Annotated in this window: 17 protein-coding genes; 10 read left to right on the forward strand and 7 right to left on the reverse strand. The window is 36.1% G+C overall.

The genetic code is table 11. The annotated features are described in order from the left end of the window. Nucleotides 1-11: 11 nt before the first annotated feature. Both katG and J4050_RS11660 read left to right on the forward strand, forming a co-directional pair. Complete coding sequence (gene katG, locus J4050_RS11655) at nt 12-2,225, forward strand: catalase/peroxidase HPI (RefSeq protein WP_208154760.1); 2,214 nt, start codon at nt 12-14, stop codon at nt 2,223-2,225. 71 nt (nt 2,226-2,296) lie between these two features. Next, nucleotides 2,297-2,782, forward strand: a complete 486-nt coding sequence (locus tag J4050_RS11660) for an ankyrin repeat domain-containing protein (protein WP_208154761.1) — start codon at nt 2,297-2,299, stop codon at nt 2,780-2,782. Nucleotides 2,783-2,804: 22 nt separating this feature from the next. Here J4050_RS11660 and J4050_RS11665 read toward each other — a convergent pair whose 3' ends face one another. From J4050_RS11665 to J4050_RS11680, 4 genes are all read right to left on the reverse strand, one after another. After that, nucleotides 2,805-3,062 carry a DUF6952 family protein gene (locus J4050_RS11665; RefSeq protein WP_208154762.1) on the reverse strand — a complete coding sequence of 86 codons (258 nt, stop codon included), beginning with the start codon at nt 3,060-3,062 and terminating at the stop codon, nt 2,805-2,807. Then, entirely contained in the window at nt 3,062-3,370 is a 309-nt protein-coding gene (locus tag J4050_RS11670; RefSeq protein WP_208154763.1) for a thioredoxin family protein, read from the reverse strand. The genes J4050_RS11665 and J4050_RS11670 overlap by 1 nt, the downstream gene beginning before the upstream one ends. Before the next feature lie 74 nt (nt 3,371-3,444). Beyond that, nucleotides 3,445-4,089 carry a peroxiredoxin gene (locus J4050_RS11675; RefSeq protein ID WP_208154764.1) on the reverse strand — a complete coding sequence of 215 codons (645 nt, stop codon included), beginning with the start codon at nt 4,087-4,089 and terminating at the stop codon, nt 3,445-3,447. A gap of 204 nt (nt 4,090-4,293) precedes the next feature. Further along, complete coding sequence (locus J4050_RS11680; RefSeq protein WP_208154765.1) at nt 4,294-5,772, reverse strand: Na+/H+ antiporter NhaC family protein; 1,479 nt, start codon at nt 5,770-5,772, stop codon at nt 4,294-4,296. Nucleotides 5,773-5,855: 83 nt separating this feature from the next. Between J4050_RS11680 and J4050_RS11685 the strand changes: the two genes are divergently transcribed. Then, nucleotides 5,856-6,890, forward strand: a complete 1,035-nt coding sequence (locus tag J4050_RS11685) for a metal-dependent hydrolase (protein ID WP_208154766.1) — start codon at nt 5,856-5,858, stop codon at nt 6,888-6,890. A 14-nt stretch (nt 6,891-6,904) separates the two neighbouring features. On the opposite strand, the gene J4050_RS11690 is transcribed toward J4050_RS11685, so the two are convergent. Then, entirely contained in the window at nt 6,905-8,119 is a 1,215-nt protein-coding gene (locus J4050_RS11690) for an aminotransferase class I/II-fold pyridoxal phosphate-dependent enzyme (RefSeq protein WP_208154767.1), read from the reverse strand. A gap of 160 nt (nt 8,120-8,279) precedes the next feature. Between J4050_RS11690 and J4050_RS11695 the strand changes: the two genes are divergently transcribed. From J4050_RS11695 to lpdA, 3 genes are all read left to right on the forward strand, one after another. Continuing rightward, nucleotides 8,280-8,738, forward strand: coding sequence for an Lrp/AsnC family transcriptional regulator (locus tag J4050_RS11695; protein WP_208154768.1), 459 nt, complete (start codon nt 8,280-8,282; stop codon nt 8,736-8,738). Between the two features lie 57 nt (nt 8,739-8,795). Beyond that, on the forward strand, nt 8,796-9,566 hold the full coding sequence (locus J4050_RS11700; protein ID WP_208154769.1) for a LuxR C-terminal-related transcriptional regulator: 771 nt from the start codon (nt 8,796-8,798) through the stop codon (nt 9,564-9,566). A gap of 321 nt (nt 9,567-9,887) precedes the next feature. Next, nucleotides 9,888-11,294: a dihydrolipoyl dehydrogenase gene (gene lpdA / locus J4050_RS11705; RefSeq protein WP_208154770.1), complete on the forward strand. Its 1,407-nt coding sequence runs from the start codon at nt 9,888-9,890 to the stop codon at nt 11,292-11,294. Between the two features lie 83 nt (nt 11,295-11,377). Here lpdA and J4050_RS11710 read toward each other — a convergent pair whose 3' ends face one another. Continuing rightward, nucleotides 11,378-11,968 carry a hypothetical protein gene (locus J4050_RS11710; protein WP_208154771.1) on the reverse strand — a complete coding sequence of 197 codons (591 nt, stop codon included), beginning with the start codon at nt 11,966-11,968 and terminating at the stop codon, nt 11,378-11,380. Between the two features lie 193 nt (nt 11,969-12,161). On the opposite strand from J4050_RS11710, the gene J4050_RS11715 reads away from it, so the two are divergent. The 4 genes from J4050_RS11715 to J4050_RS11730 all read left to right on the forward strand — a co-directional run bounded on the left by J4050_RS11715 (nt 12,162) and on the right by J4050_RS11730 (nt 14,240). Further along, a complete protein-coding gene (locus tag J4050_RS11715; RefSeq protein WP_208154772.1) occupies nt 12,162-12,566 on the forward strand; it encodes a DUF2721 domain-containing protein in 405 nt (134 codons plus the stop codon). Nucleotides 12,567-12,640: 74 nt separating this feature from the next. Continuing rightward, nucleotides 12,641-13,228, forward strand: coding sequence for an RNA polymerase sigma factor (locus J4050_RS11720; protein ID WP_208154773.1), 588 nt, complete (start codon nt 12,641-12,643; stop codon nt 13,226-13,228). Further along, nucleotides 13,212-13,388, forward strand: coding sequence for a hypothetical protein (locus J4050_RS11725; RefSeq protein ID WP_208154774.1), 177 nt, complete (start codon nt 13,212-13,214; stop codon nt 13,386-13,388). The genes J4050_RS11720 and J4050_RS11725 overlap by 17 nt, the downstream gene beginning before the upstream one ends. Before the next feature lie 18 nt (nt 13,389-13,406). Beyond that, a complete protein-coding gene (locus tag J4050_RS11730; protein WP_208154775.1) occupies nt 13,407-14,240 on the forward strand; it encodes a mechanosensitive ion channel family protein in 834 nt (277 codons plus the stop codon). A gap of 88 nt (nt 14,241-14,328) precedes the next feature. On the opposite strand, the gene J4050_RS11735 is transcribed toward J4050_RS11730, so the two are convergent. Further along, entirely contained in the window at nt 14,329-15,681 is a 1,353-nt protein-coding gene (locus J4050_RS11735) for a DEAD/DEAH box helicase (RefSeq protein WP_208154776.1), read from the reverse strand. Nucleotides 15,682-15,789 lie beyond the last annotated feature (108 nt).

Genomic DNA, 15,789 nt, shown 5'->3' on the forward strand with positions numbered 1-15,789 from the left:
ATTAGTCAATAATGGATAATCAGGAAAATCACGGTATTAATAGTAGTGACGTTAATCAGTGCCCATTTTTAAGCGGTAAACAGAACACCGTAGGAGGTGGTGGAGTTAAAAATAGGGATTGGTGGCCGAATGAATTAAAACTTAATATCTTAAGGCAACATGCACCTAATACGAACCCTCTAGGAGAGAATTTTAATTATGCTGAAGCTTTTAATAGTATAAATTATGATGAACTAAAGAAAGACCTGACCGACCTTATGACAGACTCGCAAGATTGGTGGCCCGCGGATTATGGACACTACGGTGGTTTGATGATACGTATGGCGTGGCATAGTGCAGGGACTTATCGTGTAGGAGATGGAAGGGGTGGTGCAGGTACTGGTAATCAGCGTTTTGCTCCAATAAATAGTTGGCCAGATAACGGAAACCTAGATAAAGCACGGTTATTACTTTGGCCAATAAAAAAGAAATATGGGAATAAGCTTTCTTGGGCAGATTTAATGATTTTAGCTGGGAATGTAGCCTTAGAATCTATGGGATTCCCAACATTTGGATTTGCTGGAGGACGAGAAGATATTTGGGAGCCAGAGCAAGACGTGTATTGGGGAAGTGAAACTGAATGGGGAGCAAATGAAGATAGATATGATGCGGAGCGAAATTTGGAAGATCCATTGGCAGCTGTTATGATGGGGTGGATTTATGTTAATCCCGAAGGTCCAAATGGTAAGCCCGATCCAATAGGTTCAGCTCACGACGTACGGGAAACCTTTGGCCGAATGGCAATGAACGATGAAGAAACAGTAGCCCTAGTTGCTGGTGGTCATACTTTTGGGAAGGCACACGGTGCAGCAGATCCTAATAAATATGTAGGCCCAGAACCTCACGGTGCACCAATTGAACAAATGAGTACGGGATGGAAAAATTCTTATAAATCGGGCGTTTTGGAAGATGTAATTACCAGCGGTATTGAAGGTGCCTGGACTCCCAACCCAACGCAATGGGACGCAGATTATTTTGATGTATTGCTAAATTACGACTGGGAATTAACTAAGAGTCCTGCCGGAGCACACCAATGGACACCTACAAAAGAATCACAGGCGAGGATGGCACCAAGAGCCGGTGACCCAAATGGGCAACAACCGTTAATGATGACTACAGCCGATATAGCACTTAAAACAGACCCTGCTTATTTAGAAATATCTAAGCGTTTTCACAAAGACCACAAAGCCTTTGAGGATGCTTTTGCAAGAGCATGGTATAAACTTACACATAGAGATATGGGGCCTATAACGCGTTATCTTGGGCCAGAAGTACCACAAGAAGAACTTATTTGGCAAGATCCAATTCCTAAAGTAAATTATACCTTAAGCAATTCGGATATTGAAAGTTTGAAGAAAATGGTATTGGCCTCAGAGCTAACTATATCAGAATTAGTTAGAGTAGCTTGGGCTTCGGCTTCTACCTATAGAGACTCAGACAAGCGTGGTGGTGCTAATGGTGGTCGTTTACGATTAGAGCCACAGCGTAGCTGGCATGTTAATAATCCAAAAGAATTAAACAAAGTTCTCGGTGTCCTTGAGGCTATTCAAGGCCAATTTAATGGTGCAATTTCTATGGCGGACTTAATTGTTTTAGCTGGGAATGCTGCTATTGAAGAGGCTGCGAGAAAAGCCGGGTATGATATAACGGTTCCGTTTTCTCAAGGAAGGGGTGATGCTTCTCAAGAACAAACGGATATTGAGCAGTTTAATTACCTCAAGCCATTAGGAGATGGGTTTAGGAATTATGTAAATCCAAATCTCGACGTGGCTGCCGAAGATCTATTAATAGACAAAGCAAATCTTATGGCACTTTCTATACCAGAAATGACAGTTTTAGTTGGTGGTATGAGAGTTCTTGGAGCTAATTATGATGGGTCTTCACATGGTGTATTCACAGAAAACAAAGGAAGTTTAACTAATGATTTCTTTAAGAATCTCGTTGATATGACCTATACATGGAGCGCAACATCCGATGATAATAAAGTTTTTGAGGGTAGAGATAGAAGAACAGGACAAGTTAAATTTACTGGAACACGAGCAGACTTAATATTTGGCTCAAACACAGAATTGCGATCAGTTGCAGAAGTTTATGCTTCTGATGACGCTGGAGAGAAATTTGTAAGTGATTTTGTCGCTGCTTGGGTTAAGGTAATGGATGCGGATAGATTTGATCTAAAAAAGTAATATTTGATTAATAGCAAAATCAACTTAAAGGAGTGCGTTGTAAATAGCGCATTCCTTTTTATTTTTAATTTATGAATGCAATAGAATTATTTTTTAATACCATTCAGTCAGGTAATATTGAAAATGCAAAACTTCAATTACAACATAATCCAGATTTGGTTAATACTAAGGACTCAAAAGGATTTACACCGCTTATTTTCGCGACCTACTTTGGTCAAGATGAGATTGCGAAAGTGCTGATTGCGAATGGTGCTGAAATAGACGCTAGTGATGTATCTGGGAATACAGCTCTAATGGGTGTGTGTTTTAAGGGAAATTTAAAAATGGTTGAATATTTGTTAGAAAATGGGGCAAAAGTAAATGTAACTAATAATAATGGGGTTACACCATTGATTTTCTCCTGTATGCATAACAAATTAGATAGTGTAGAATTGCTATTGCATAATCATGCCAACATAGCACTTAAAGACCATGAAGGCAAAACAGCTTTAGATTATGCTAGGGAAAATAATTTTGCAGACATAATAGCTTTAATACAAAAAAACCGCTCTAAGTAGGAGCGGCTTTTTGAAGTCTGTTTTATTTGTCTATTGAGCCCATTACACGTTGCATAAAGCCATTTAGCGCCTCTTTCTTGGGTATCCCAGCTTTGATGGATTTGCTCACTTCCACTGCTCCATACATATTGGAGATTAGTTCTCCAATAACATCGAGCTCTTCGTCTTTTAATGATGGTACCTCGGTTAAATTTTCGAGAGTTTCAATTGTCTCAATAACAAAGTCCTCGTCATTATCTTCTATAAACTGAGTCAACTGTTTAATAATTGGTAATTTCATTATATAACGTCCTCTACAAGTTCTTTTAATACATCAAACTTATTTGTTTGCACTTGTCCTTTAAATTCTCCTTTCTTAAAAGTGGCAAAAGTTGGCAGATTATCAACGTTTGCAAGTTTTCTACTTTCCGGGAATTTTTCTGCATCTGCTACAACAAACACGGCAGCATCTTGTTCAGAAGCTAATTTTTTAAACTTTGGTTTCATAATGCGACAATTACCACACCAACCTGCAGAATATTGAACTATTACCGTTTCATTGTCTGCAATTATGGATTGTAAATTGTCTTCATTTAATTCTTTTATCATAACAAAAATATTTTAAAATAAAATTCTGAAGCATAGTGGAATTACCCACTATACCTCAGAATTTAATACTTATTCTAGTTTAATTGTGCTGCCAAATAGTTGGCTGTATCTTTTGCATTTGGTTTCATGGCTTCTTTACCATCTTCCCAATTTGCTGGGCATACTTCCCCTTTTTCTTGAACGTGTGTGTAAGCATCAATAAGTCTTAAAAACTCATTTACATTTCGTCCTAAAGGCATGTGGTTTACACCTTCATGAACGATTGTTCCCTCCTCATCAATGACGTAAGTCGCACGATAGGTCACGTTATCTCCCTCTACTTGGACAGTATCAGTCGCTTCGTCATATCTTTCGTTAGTAATATCTAGTATACCTAAAATACTAGATAAGTTTCTGTTGCTATCTGCTAATATCGGGTAGGTTACACCTTCAATACCACCATTGTCCTTGGCGGTGCTTAACCAAGCAAAGTGTACCTCTGGAGTATCGCAAGATGCACCGATAACAATTGTGTTTCTCTTTTCGAATTCAGCTAATGCACTCTGGAAGGCGTGAAGCTCGGTTGGGCATACAAAAGTAAAATCTTTAGGATACCAAAAGAGGAGTACTTTTTTATTATTTCTCTGCGCTTCTTCTAGCACATTGATTTTGAATGTATCGCCCATTTCGTTCATGGCGTCTACACTAATATTGGGAAATTTTTTTCCTACTAATGACATATGTTAAGTGTTTTAATTATACAACTTTCTAACACAAAATTATTAGTAATAGTGCGCTAAAAAACCGAATTAAAATCGCAATTATCTATAGATTAATAGCCTTTTGAAATGCAAAACGTAAAAGGTCCTAAACATTATATATTTGTCATAAATGATATGCTCACATTATGAATTTAGGAAATATCAAAGCTTATTTTTGCAAAATTATTTTTTATCGGAAAGCATTTTAATTTTAATTTTTAAAGCGGCTAAGAAAAGCGTGGTAAATGGACTCAGCCAATTAAAAATAGCATAGATAAAATATTCTCCAACACCAACTCCAAGCACTCCAGATTGGTAGGCTCCACAAGTATTCCAAGGAATAAGTACCGAGGTTACAGTACCTGAGTCCTCTAATGTTCTACTTAAATTTTCTGGCGCAAGGCCGCGGTCTTCGTAGGCGTTTTTAAACATTTTTCCTGGGATAACTATAGCTAGGTATTGGTCTGAGGCTATAGCATTTAGGCCTAAACAACTTACTACTGTACTGGCAAATAAACCGAAAACCGTCTTAGCAACAGACAATAAGGCTTTTGTAATACGAGATAAAGCTCCAATGGCATCCATAATACCTCCAAATACCATTGCGCACAGGATGAGGTAAATAGTCCAAAGCATTCCTTGCATGCCTCCAGCAGAAAACAAGTCATTTAACTTTTCATTATCTGTTTTAATCGCCGTATCTGTAAAAATTGAATTGATTATTGCTCCAGTCTTGGAATCAGATAGATTATTGAGAATCTCAGGCTGAAAAACGTACGCGAAAGCAGCAGCCAATAAAACACCACTTGCTAGAGCAACTAAGGGTTTGGTTTTTAGCAGTATTAATATAATTACCGCAGCAGGAACCAAAAATAACCACGGCGAAATATTGAAGGTATTATCGATCGTTGCCAGAAGACTACTTACGTCCGCACTACCTGTGGTGTCTATACTGAGGCTCATAATTGAAAAAGCTATTAGCGCCACAATTATCGTTGGTACTGTGGTTATGGTCATATATCTAATATGGGTAAACAAATCAGTCCCAGCCATTGCAGGTGCTAAGTTTGTTGTATCGCTTAACGGTGACATTTTATCTCCAAAATAGGCTCCAGAAATCACTGCGCCAGCAATCATACCAGGCTGAATGCCCAGTGCGGTACCGATACCTACTAAAGCAATACCTACAGTTGCCGAAGTAGTCCAAGAACTGCCCGTTGCAATAGATATTAAGGCCGAAATAATTACAGAAGCCGGAAGAAATATCTCTGGATTTAATACTTTAAGTCCGTAGTATACCATTGCTGGAATTACGCCACTTACGAGCCACGTTCCTGCAAGAGCACCTACAAGAAATAATATCATAATTGGAATAAATACACTTTTAATATTTTCCCAGACTTCTTCAACCATGGTAATGGGGTGTACCTTATTCATTAGACCGCCCATCAAGGCTACAAATCCACCCATAAGAAGAATCAGTTGATTTGTATATTCCCCTAACCATTCTTGGTCTTCAACAAAGAAAATATTGTATGCTAACAGGCCCATAAGAATAACTACAGGAACAAGAGCTTCAAATATATTAAGTTCCTTATTATCAACAACATTTTGTTTGTCGGCTTTAAATTCTGTAATAATATCTTTGTCCTTATCTTCCATTTTCTGGCTTTTATGTTTGTAATGTTACGATTTTGTTAAGGCATATGCAAATGGCTTAAAGTTGTACTTTTACCCAATAAACTATGGATTCATTAACTCAAATAGTAGTAGGTGCAGCTTGCGGCGAAGCTGTACTAGGAAGGAAAATTGGGAATAAGGCCTTATTGTTCGGAGCAATAGGCGGAACCATTCCAGATTTAGATGTAATAATCGGAAGGCTAATTTATAGTAATGAGATAGATGCTCTGGTTTTTCATAGGGGGTTTATGCACTCTTTTCTTTTCGCTTTTATAGGTGCGTTTGTTTTTGGCTGGTTGGTGTTCAGACAATATAACAGAAGGAGTAGGGAAGGTACAACCCTCTTAAAGGATTGGATATGGTTATTTTTTTGGTCCTTATTTACGCATCCGATTATTGATAGTTTCACACCTTACGGGACACAATTATTTGCACCATTTTCTAATTACAAGGTGGCCTTTAACAATATTGCGGTAGTAGACCCTTTATATACGCTTCCATTTTTGATTCCATTGATAATGGCAATGTTCTATAAACGCACTGACCAATCCAGACGAAAGTTCGTAGGTCTAGGGGCTGTATTAAGTTCGGCTTACATGATATTTACTCTATTTAACCAACATCAAGTTGAGTCTATTTTAGAAAAATCACTGGTGGATAATGATATAAGGTATCAAAGGTATCAAGTTCAGCCAACAATTTTCAACAACCTGTTGTGGTATGGCGTAGCTGAAACCAAATCCTCTTATTATTTTGGATTTTACTCGCTTCTCGACTATGAAGAATCTTTTAAGAATTGGGCACAAATAGAAAAGCATCATGGGCTACTTCCAATGGAGCATGAAGATTTGACCAAGCTTGCTTGGTTTAGTAATAGCTATTTTAATGTCACCTCTACCAATACTAAGGGAGAATATATTTTTGATGATTTAAGGTACCCTTTGCTCAATCCAGAGGATGCGTCCTCAACGTTGTTTTCATTTACTTTAATTCAAAAAGGTGAGCGCTGGGATATTAAAAATCGATTACCTAAACTCAACGAAGAACCAACATTGAGGTCATTATTTGCACCTATGTTTAAGCGTTTAATGGGGCAATAGTTCATACTATTGATTTATACCATTGTCTGTTCTAGTATATCCAAGTCAATCATGCATTGCTTCATCATTTTGAAAGTGCGTTCGATATCAGCATCTAGACCTATAGAAAAGCGAATTAGACCATCGCTTAATCCCATTTCCTTTTGCTCGTCTTCTGGTATTTCAGAGGAAGTAGAAGTTCCGGGTGCTGAAAAAAGTGTTTTGTAAAACCCTAAACTAACAGCGAGATAGCCTAAGTTTCGTTCCTGCATCAATTCCATTAGAGCATTGGCTTTGTCTATTGAGCCTACGTCAATGGTTAGCATTCCACCAAATCCGTATTCTTCATTCATCATAGTGTTAAAAAGTTCATGTGAAGGATGGGATTTTAATCCCGGATATACAGTTTTTAAGCCTAAAGCTTCAAACTTCTGTGCGAGGAACAATGCGTTTTTGCTATGCTGTTGCATGCGGATGTGAAGCGTTCTCAAGTTCTTAAGTACTGATGCCGAACGCAGGCTGTCCATAGTAGAGCCTAAAAGCATGGCGGCACCATCATTAACGTTTCGTAATTGATCTATAAATTCTTGAGTTGCACAGACAACGCCACCTACAGTGTCGCTAGAACCATTAATGAATTTAGTTAGACTGTGAATGACAATATCTGCACCCAGTTTTTTTGGTGAAATAGAAAGCGGTGAAAAGGTATTGTCAACAACTAACTGTAGATTATATTTTTTTGCAATATTAGATAGAGCCCTAATGTCGGCTACTTCGAGAAGTGGATTACTCACAGATTCACAATAAAGAATTTTGGTCTTTTCTGTAATAGCATCCACAACCTTATCCAATGCAGTGATATCCACAAATGATGTTGAGATGCCAAGTCGAGGCGCAAAATTTTTGAGAAATGCATAAGTGCCACCATAAATGGTTCTGCTGCTTACAATATGCTCACCGCTGTCACACAATTGCATTAGTACTGGTGTTATGGCTCCCATCCCAGAAGCGGTAACCGTGGCAGCTTCGGTATCTTCCATTGACGCTAGGGCTTGCCCTAGATATAAATTTGAAGGAGAGGAATGTCTCGAATAAAGATAACAGCCTTCAGCGTTACCTTCAAAAGTATCGAACATTGTTTTTGCAGATAAGAACGTATAGGTGGAAGAATCCGAAATTGAAGGGTTGACACCTCCAAACTCACCGAAATATTGTAAGTCTTGTATTTTATTTGCAGGATTAAAGCTCATGATATATTGAATTATGATTTAAGTCAAAATTCGGCATAATCAGTTAAAAAGTCAATGGATACTAGTTTAGATAGAAAATAAATCTAAAAAATATTTAATATTAAGAATATATATCTAAATTTGTTAAGTGATTCCCTACAACACCTGAAAAATTATCCATATGCAACTTGATATTATTGATAAACAACTTATCGGATTGTTACAAGAAAACTGCAAGCGCACAACAAAAGCACTCTCAATTGAATTAGGACTTTCTGTAACAGCAGTTTATGAACGTATCCGAAAATTAGAAAACCACCATATCATAAAAGCATATGTCGCTTTGATTGATAAAAAGGCAGTTGACAAGAATTTTATGGCATTTTGCCACATAAAATTAGTGCAGCACTCTAAAGATTTTGTCATAAAATTTGAGCGCGAAGTGGCAAAACTAAATGAGGTTTTAGAATGTTACCACATAAGTGGTGACTACGATTATATTTTAAAGGTATTGGTAAACGATATGACTGAATTTAGGGATTTTATGGTTACTAAACTCACTAACATTGATCACATTGGGAGCACACACAGTATGTTTGTTATCAATGAAGTAAAGCATACGACTAAAATTAACATGTAGCGACTGAATTTAATTGATTAGTTTTATGCTAATGAAATAGAAAAATTTTTTAGTGCTATGAACACCGAACAAATTGAGTTAGCCTACGAACAGATTTTTAAATCTTATCATAATCCATTTTTAAGTGATCATATTAAAAAAATAATTGAGTCGGATGTATATCTGCCATATAATTCTACGTTTTTCTGTATAACAAATACACAAACTTTAAGCTTTGAATATATCAGTAAAAATATGGCGGCCTGTATTGGTTTAGACCCTGATGAACTTAAGGAGAAAGGGATGCGTTTTTTTTGGTCTAAAATGCATCCAGAAGATATCGAGCAATGGTTAACCGCTCTTAATGATTTAATGCTGTTTACCCTAGATTCAATACCAGAGGATAAGAGAAATAAAATGACGTATACGTGGAATTACAGAATTAAAAATGGATCTGATGACTATGTAAACATCATTCAGAATACATCACCTCTAGAATTCGATAAGGACAACAAACCAATTATAGGTTTAGCGCATTACACAGTTTTGGGACATGAGACTCATATGCCTGTTTGCTGCTCAGCTAAATTTCTCAATAATCAATTGGAGTATGAGACGTTGTACTTCAATAATTATGCTCAAAAATTACTTTCTAACGGAATCAGTAATAGGGAACGTGACATCATAAGATTACTTATTTTAAATAAAACGAGTAAAGAAATTGCGGAAAAGCTTAGTATAAGTCCTAATACGGTAGATACTCATAGACGGAATATTTTAAAAAAAATGAATATATCCTCTACAGGAGAACTGGTAGGAATGCTCAAATTAAATCAAACACTTCTATAAGACAGGGTTCAATTAGTATTTAGAGGTCATTAATCTTTTCTAAACTTCAGAACCAACATCTGGTCTATCTAAATTTACTCAATTTGAGTATTGTTTAATTTCTTTAGTTATTGCACCTTTACCACTGCTATTAATTACGTTCTGAGGTGAACAAAAGGGTGTCTAGTTAAAAGTTATCATTGACTTTTTCTAGGCACTTTTTTATTGAATTATACCAACGAAGTAATCTACTGCACCCCTTGAGTAAAAGTTACCAAAGTTTATGGGTAAACTGCTTCTAAATTGTACTTTTGTATTTTATACTTAAACATATACTTTTTTATGAATTCATACGACGTTATTGTTATTGGTTCTGGTCCAGGAGGCTATGTTGCAGCAATCAGATGCTCGCAATTAGGAATGAAAACAGCAATTATTGAGAAATATTCAACTTTAGGTGGTACGTGCTTAAATGTGGGTTGTATACCAAGTAAGGCTTTGTTGAGTTCCTCTCATCATTATGAAGAAGCAACTAAACATTTTGAAGATCATGGCATTGAAATCCCAGGTGATATTAAGGTCAATCTTGAGAAAATGATTGCTAGAAAACAAGCCGTTGTTGATCAAACCACAGGTGGCATCAATTTCTTAATGGATAAAAACAATATTGAGGTCTATGAAGGTTTAGGGTCCTTTAAAGATGCGACTCATGTTAACATAGAAAAAAATGATGGCTCTACCGAAACTATTGAAGGTAAGAACATTATAATAGCTACAGGTAGTAAACCAAGCAACTTGCCGTTTATTGAGCTTGACAAGGAACGGATTATAACCTCTACGGAAGCTCTTAAACTAAAGGAAATACCAAAACACATGATTATTATAGGTGGCGGCGTCATTGGCCTAGAGTTAGGACAAGTTTACTACCGCTTAGGAGCTGAAGTTACTGTTGTTGAATATATGGACCGTATTTTACCTACTATGGATGCAGGTTTATCCAAGGAATTAAACAAGGTATTTAAAAAGGCCAAATGTAAAATGATGATGTCACACAAAGTACAATCCGTTGAGCGTAAAGGTGATGAGGTTATTGTTACAGCAGAAAATAAAAAAGGAGAAACTGTCGAATTTAAAGGGGACTATTGTTTGGTGTCTGTTGGAAGACGTCCTTATACGGATGGTTTAAATGCGGAGGCAGCTGGCGTTAAAATAAATGACAGAGGTCAGGTGGAAGTGAATGAGCATTTACAAACATCAACGTCAAATATTTATGCTATTGGTGATGTAGTGCGTGGTGCCATGCTTGCCCATAAGGCAGAAGAAGAAGGTGTTTTTGTGGCTGAGACGCTAGCAGGACAGAAACCTCATATAGATTATAATCTCATTCCTGGTGTTGTTTATACGTGGCCAGAAGTTGCTGCTGTGGGAAAAACGGAGGAGGAGTTAAAAGCTAAAAATATTGAGTACAAGGTTGGGCAATTTCCATTTAGAGCTTTGGGAAGAGCTAGAGCGAGCGGCGATATAGATGGATTTGTTAAAATCTTAGCAGATAAAAAGACTGACGAGGTCCTCGGAGTGCATATGGTTGGAGCTCGATGTGCAGATTTAATTGCAGAAGCAGTTACAGCAATGGAGTTTAGAGCATCCGCAGAAGATATTTCAAGATATTCTCATGCGCACCCTACATTTGCAGAAGCTGTAAAAGAAGCTGCCTTAGCGGCTACAGATAACAGAGCCCTTCACGTTTAAAATGTGTTGAAATAATTTAGAAGCTTACTTTATATTGAGAAATTGGAGGTAAGCTTTTTTATGTTTTAATATTAATGGAAGCTTTAAATCTCTTGAATGAGATCAGCTATACGTAGTCTCCTGCTATAATCTTCTTCGTTGATGTCGCGAACAAAGCAGTATGGACTAATTTCGTCTTGGATAACCTTTTCGTTAAGGTCTTCTACCTTATATGGGCCAAATTCCTCTGATTTTTCTATATAGTAGAATTCGTGGTGATAAATAGTGTCAACCACTTTTTTTTGATACTTTAATTTTAAAAACTCCTGGATGTCCTCAACAGAGTTTATGTCCATATCGTAATCCGTTGTATTAATAAACATTGCGAAACCCTCTTTATCCTGATGATCTAACACCAGAATATCCTTATCTCTAAAATACGCCTTCACTATGATTAATCCGTCTTCGGTCTCCACTGAAAATACATTCTTAATGTCTATATCCCAAGCTGTTTTTATAGTGTCCTCACTTCTCTTAATTTCTAATACATTGTCTGTTCTAAAGGTGTAAATAGCCTTTTTTTTGGCAATGCCGTTTACAAGAACCCAATTCTGATTTATAAAATGAGATGTGTAGTGTTTCGAATAATCAAAGGGTTTGAGGTTTGATATCGAAGCGTGAATATTCGTGTTCATGAGTAGATGACTTTAAGGCACTTACAAGATAAAAACGTTTTATGAATGATTATATTGAAAATGGATAAAGTTTATGTTAAAATAGATAAAACTCACAATTTTGACATTTTATTGGTTTAAATGCATGGTGTTTTTGTCCATTTTAATTAAAATAATGAAATTAGGTTAACTATTTTTGAAAAAAATCTTTTCCTTGGAAGCACTTACACTTACCACGCCTGCACTTCTTTTTTCAGCGATTTCTTTAATAATGTTAGCGTACACCAATAGATTCTTAGCTTATGCTGCTGTTATTAGAAACTTAAGTGAAAAATATAGGGAGACTCAAATAGAATCTCTAAAACGACAAATAAATAATTTACGGCTAAGATTAAATCTTACACGTTACATGCAAGTCTTTGGTATTTCAAGTCTTTTATTATGCGTACTTACTATGTTTTTAATCTATATAGAACAACAAGTATTTGCAGTTTGGATTTTTGGTTTAGCACTTATTCTTCTAATTATGTCTTTGGCTTTGTTGATATGGGAAATACAAATTTCTGTGCGTGCTTTAGGACATCACCTTGAAGATATGGAAGGGCTTTTTAAAAAATAATAGATGAGTTTGTGACTAAAAAGATTTTATTGTGTCTCAGAATAAACCAACACCAAAAACCCTATAATTAAGCATTGACACAAGAGGTTGTCCATAAGCTAACCGATGAGGCACTTGTTGAAGCCATCGTTAAGACCAATGACACGTTGCTGTTTGAGGTATTATACGATAGGTACGCTAGAATGGTGTACAATAAATGTTACGGTTTTGCAAATAGCGTCGATGAGACAAAGGATTTAACGCAAGATGTCTTTCTTAGGGTGTTTGTGAAGTTGGCGAGCTTTAAGGGTAAATCTAAATTCTCTACATGGTTGTATGCTTTTACCTATAACCATTGTGTCAATTATGTAACGAGAAATACCGCCAAAAAAATTGAAAAGAAGTCCGTTAATACAGACGGATTGGAAAATATTGGTGAAGACATCGATTCAGCCAAGGAGTTTCAAAACATGCGGGTTGAGAAGTTAAAAAGGGTTTTGGACTTAATTTCACCAGAAGAAAAAATGATTTTACTTTTAAAATATCAAGATAATTTAACGATTAAAGAATTGTCTGAAGCATTTGATATTGGAGAGAGTGCAGTTAAAATGCGTTTAAAAAGAGCAAAGGATAAACTTGTACAGAAGTACAATAATTATAATAAGAATGGAGAATCCATTTAAGCAAATAAACCAACCTTTAAAAGAGGTTCCTGCAGAGCTAAAATCTAAAGTAATGCACGATATTGCTGTGGCTAAACTGCTTATGGAGTTAGCTGAGTTGTTCTCCTATAATATTGGTCACATAATTGAAAGTGTAACCGAAAAACGTGACAAGAAATAATTAAACAAAAAAGTACTCATGGAAAAAGTAACAGAATTCAAAGATGTCTTAATGCAGTCATTGACATCCATGTGGATGGAAATCACAAAAGTTTTTCCTAATATTTTAGGAGCATTAATCATTTTATTTTTCGGATGGTTGTTTACTAAACTAGTGGTAAGGTTGGTAAAAAAAGTTCTAAAGCTTGCTAAGGCCAATAAGCTAGACGATAAACTTAATGATATAGAACTTGTAGAAGGAAAACAATTGAATTTCGATACAGTAAAAGTTGTATCCAAATTTGTTAAATGGCTAATGTATATCGTCATTCTTATAATGGCATCGGATATTTTGGGCTTGGAGATTATATCTACTCAGATTAGCGAACTGTTGTCTTATGTCCCACAACTATTTGCAGCCCTTGTCATTTTTACCTTAGGACTGCTTTTTGCTAACTTCATTAAAAAAGGCTTGCAATCCTTTTTTGAATCCATGGATTTATCTGGAGGAAAAATTATTAGCCAAGTGGTTTTCTTTTTATTGGTAATTTTTATATCAATAACCGCGCTCAATCAAGCTGGTATAGACACTACTATTATTACCAGTAATATTACCATGATTTTAGCAGCCTTTTTGTTGGCATTTGCTATTGCTTTTGGGTTGGGTGCAAAAGAAGTTGTTGGTAAATTATTAAAGTCTTTTTATGCAAGGAAAATGTTGGAAGTAGGTCAAGAAATCATCTTTAAAGATGAGGTTTATAAAGTCGAGTCTGTTGAAAATATTTCCGTATTTTTATCCAGTACTAAAGGCAGGTTAGTAGTACCTATAGAAGAACTGGTAGAAAATCAAGTGCATATGCAGGATCAACTATAAGGTTAGGGTTATAGATTTTATCTTGTGATAAAATGTGGTCCTGCGCACTTGTTCGTATAAAAAAAGCCTCTTACAGTTAGAGGCTTTTTTATTTTCGTTTTTTATTACGGCGATTAAAATTTTTGTCGCCCTTGGTTTTGGGTTTTTTATACTTCTGCCCAATGGTTCTTTTGTAAGAACCACCTTGGTTTGTTTTCTTATTTTTTGCCTTTTTTTCGTGAAATGCAGGACCAACGTTCTCTTGAAACTGCTTTGTTGGATTGTAAGGCTCATTTAATTGAGGAAGTTCTTCTGGTGCTAACGCTTTAGAAATAACGACAGGCTCAGGAAGGTCAATCAGCACTATTTGTTGTTGCATTAAATCTTCTATCGCTGTTTTGGCGTCTTGCTCTTTGTCTGTACTAAATAATATGGATTGCCCCGTTTTTTCAGCACGACCGGTACGGCCTATCCTATGCATATAATTTTCAGGATATTCTGGAGTATCAAAATTGATAACATGCGATATATCATCAATATCTAGACCTCTAGCCATAACATCTGTGGCAACCAAGACTCTATGTTCTCCCTGTTCAAAATTTTCAATACTTCTTAAACGGTAGTTCTGAGTTTTGTTGGAGTGAATAACGCAAACCTCATTGGTGTATTCATCATTTAACATCTCAAATAAACGATCAGCAATTTTCTTATAACCTACAAAAACGAGTACCTTATTATAGTCTTTTTTGTCATTCAACAAATGAATCAGAAGATTTACCTTGGTATAAAAATTCGGTACATTGAAACTCACCTGTTCAATATTATCTAATGGTGTACCAGAGACAGCTACAGATATTCGTTGTGGATTTATAAAAAAGTCAGATATCAAAGTGTCAACATCAGAGGTCATCGTTGCAGAAAACATTATATTCTGCCTTTGTTCTGGCAGAATATCAAAAATATTCATCAACTGATGCCTAAAACCTAAGTCTAGCATAATATCAACTTCATCTATCACTAGTTTTTGGATAGATTTAAGCTGAAGCACTCTACTAACAGCTAGGTCATAGAGTCTACCTGGGGTAGCTACCAAAATATCTAAACCTTGAGCAATGGCTTGCTTTTGGGTATTAATATTGGTGCCACCATAAACGCCAAGGACTCTATTGTTAATGTATTTCGAAAACTTTTCAATCTCGTTAACTACTTGCACAACAAGTTCTCTGGTCGGTACAATGATCAGAACTCTCGGATTCTCTTGCCTTGAGTATGTTAGGTCCCTTAAAATGGGTAACATATAGGCAAATGTTTTTCCCGTTCCGGTTTGAGCAATTCCTACCACATCTTTACCAGACGCTATTGGGCTAAAAGCCTTCACCTGAATAGGGGTTGGCACTTTAAAGCCTAAATCGTCTATAGCATTATATAAGGGCGTTTTTAAATTTAAATCTTGAAAGGTCATATACTTGGCTTACCTGAGGCAAAGATAAACTTTAAACTATACCAATGTCTGCATATTTAAGAGACTCTAAAAAGACTTTTATTTCAAGTTTAATTTTGAGTACTTTGC

Origin of the sequence: Winogradskyella pelagia (genome assembly GCF_017581965.1) — a bacterium.
In the GTDB taxonomy this organism is placed as follows: domain Bacteria; phylum Bacteroidota; class Bacteroidia; order Flavobacteriales; family Flavobacteriaceae; genus Winogradskyella; species Winogradskyella pelagia.

Bases quoted from the DNA above. Each gene is read 5' to 3' on its own strand.
- katG (WP_208154760.1), top strand. From the start codon at position 12: ATGGATAATCAGGAAAATCACGGTATTAATAGTAGTGACGTTAATCAG.
- J4050_RS11660 (WP_208154761.1), top strand. From the start codon at position 2,297: ATGAATGCAATAGAATTATTTTTTAATACCATTCAGTCAGGTAATATT.
- J4050_RS11665 (WP_208154762.1), bottom strand. From the start codon at position 3,062: ATGAAATTACCAATTATTAAACAGTTGACTCAGTTTATAGAAGATAAT.
- J4050_RS11670 (WP_208154763.1), bottom strand. From the start codon at position 3,370: ATGATAAAAGAATTAAATGAAGACAATTTACAATCCATAATTGCAGAC.
- J4050_RS11675 (WP_208154764.1), bottom strand. From the start codon at position 4,089: ATGTCATTAGTAGGAAAAAAATTTCCCAATATTAGTGTAGACGCCATG.
- J4050_RS11680 (WP_208154765.1), bottom strand. From the start codon at position 5,772: ATGGAAGATAAGGACAAAGATATTATTACAGAATTTAAAGCCGACAAA.
- J4050_RS11685 (WP_208154766.1), top strand. From the start codon at position 5,856: ATGGATTCATTAACTCAAATAGTAGTAGGTGCAGCTTGCGGCGAAGCT.
- J4050_RS11690 (WP_208154767.1), bottom strand. From the start codon at position 8,119: ATGAGCTTTAATCCTGCAAATAAAATACAAGACTTACAATATTTCGGT.
- J4050_RS11695 (WP_208154768.1), top strand. From the start codon at position 8,280: ATGCAACTTGATATTATTGATAAACAACTTATCGGATTGTTACAAGAA.
- J4050_RS11700 (WP_208154769.1), top strand. From the start codon at position 8,796: ATGAACACCGAACAAATTGAGTTAGCCTACGAACAGATTTTTAAATCT.
- lpdA (WP_208154770.1), top strand. From the start codon at position 9,888: ATGAATTCATACGACGTTATTGTTATTGGTTCTGGTCCAGGAGGCTAT.
- J4050_RS11710 (WP_208154771.1), bottom strand. From the start codon at position 11,968: ATGAACACGAATATTCACGCTTCGATATCAAACCTCAAACCCTTTGAT.
- J4050_RS11725 (WP_208154774.1), top strand. From the start codon at position 13,212: ATGGAGAATCCATTTAAGCAAATAAACCAACCTTTAAAAGAGGTTCCT.
- J4050_RS11730 (WP_208154775.1), top strand. From the start codon at position 13,407: ATGGAAAAAGTAACAGAATTCAAAGATGTCTTAATGCAGTCATTGACA.
- J4050_RS11735 (WP_208154776.1), bottom strand. From the start codon at position 15,681: ATGACCTTTCAAGATTTAAATTTAAAAACGCCCTTATATAATGCTATA.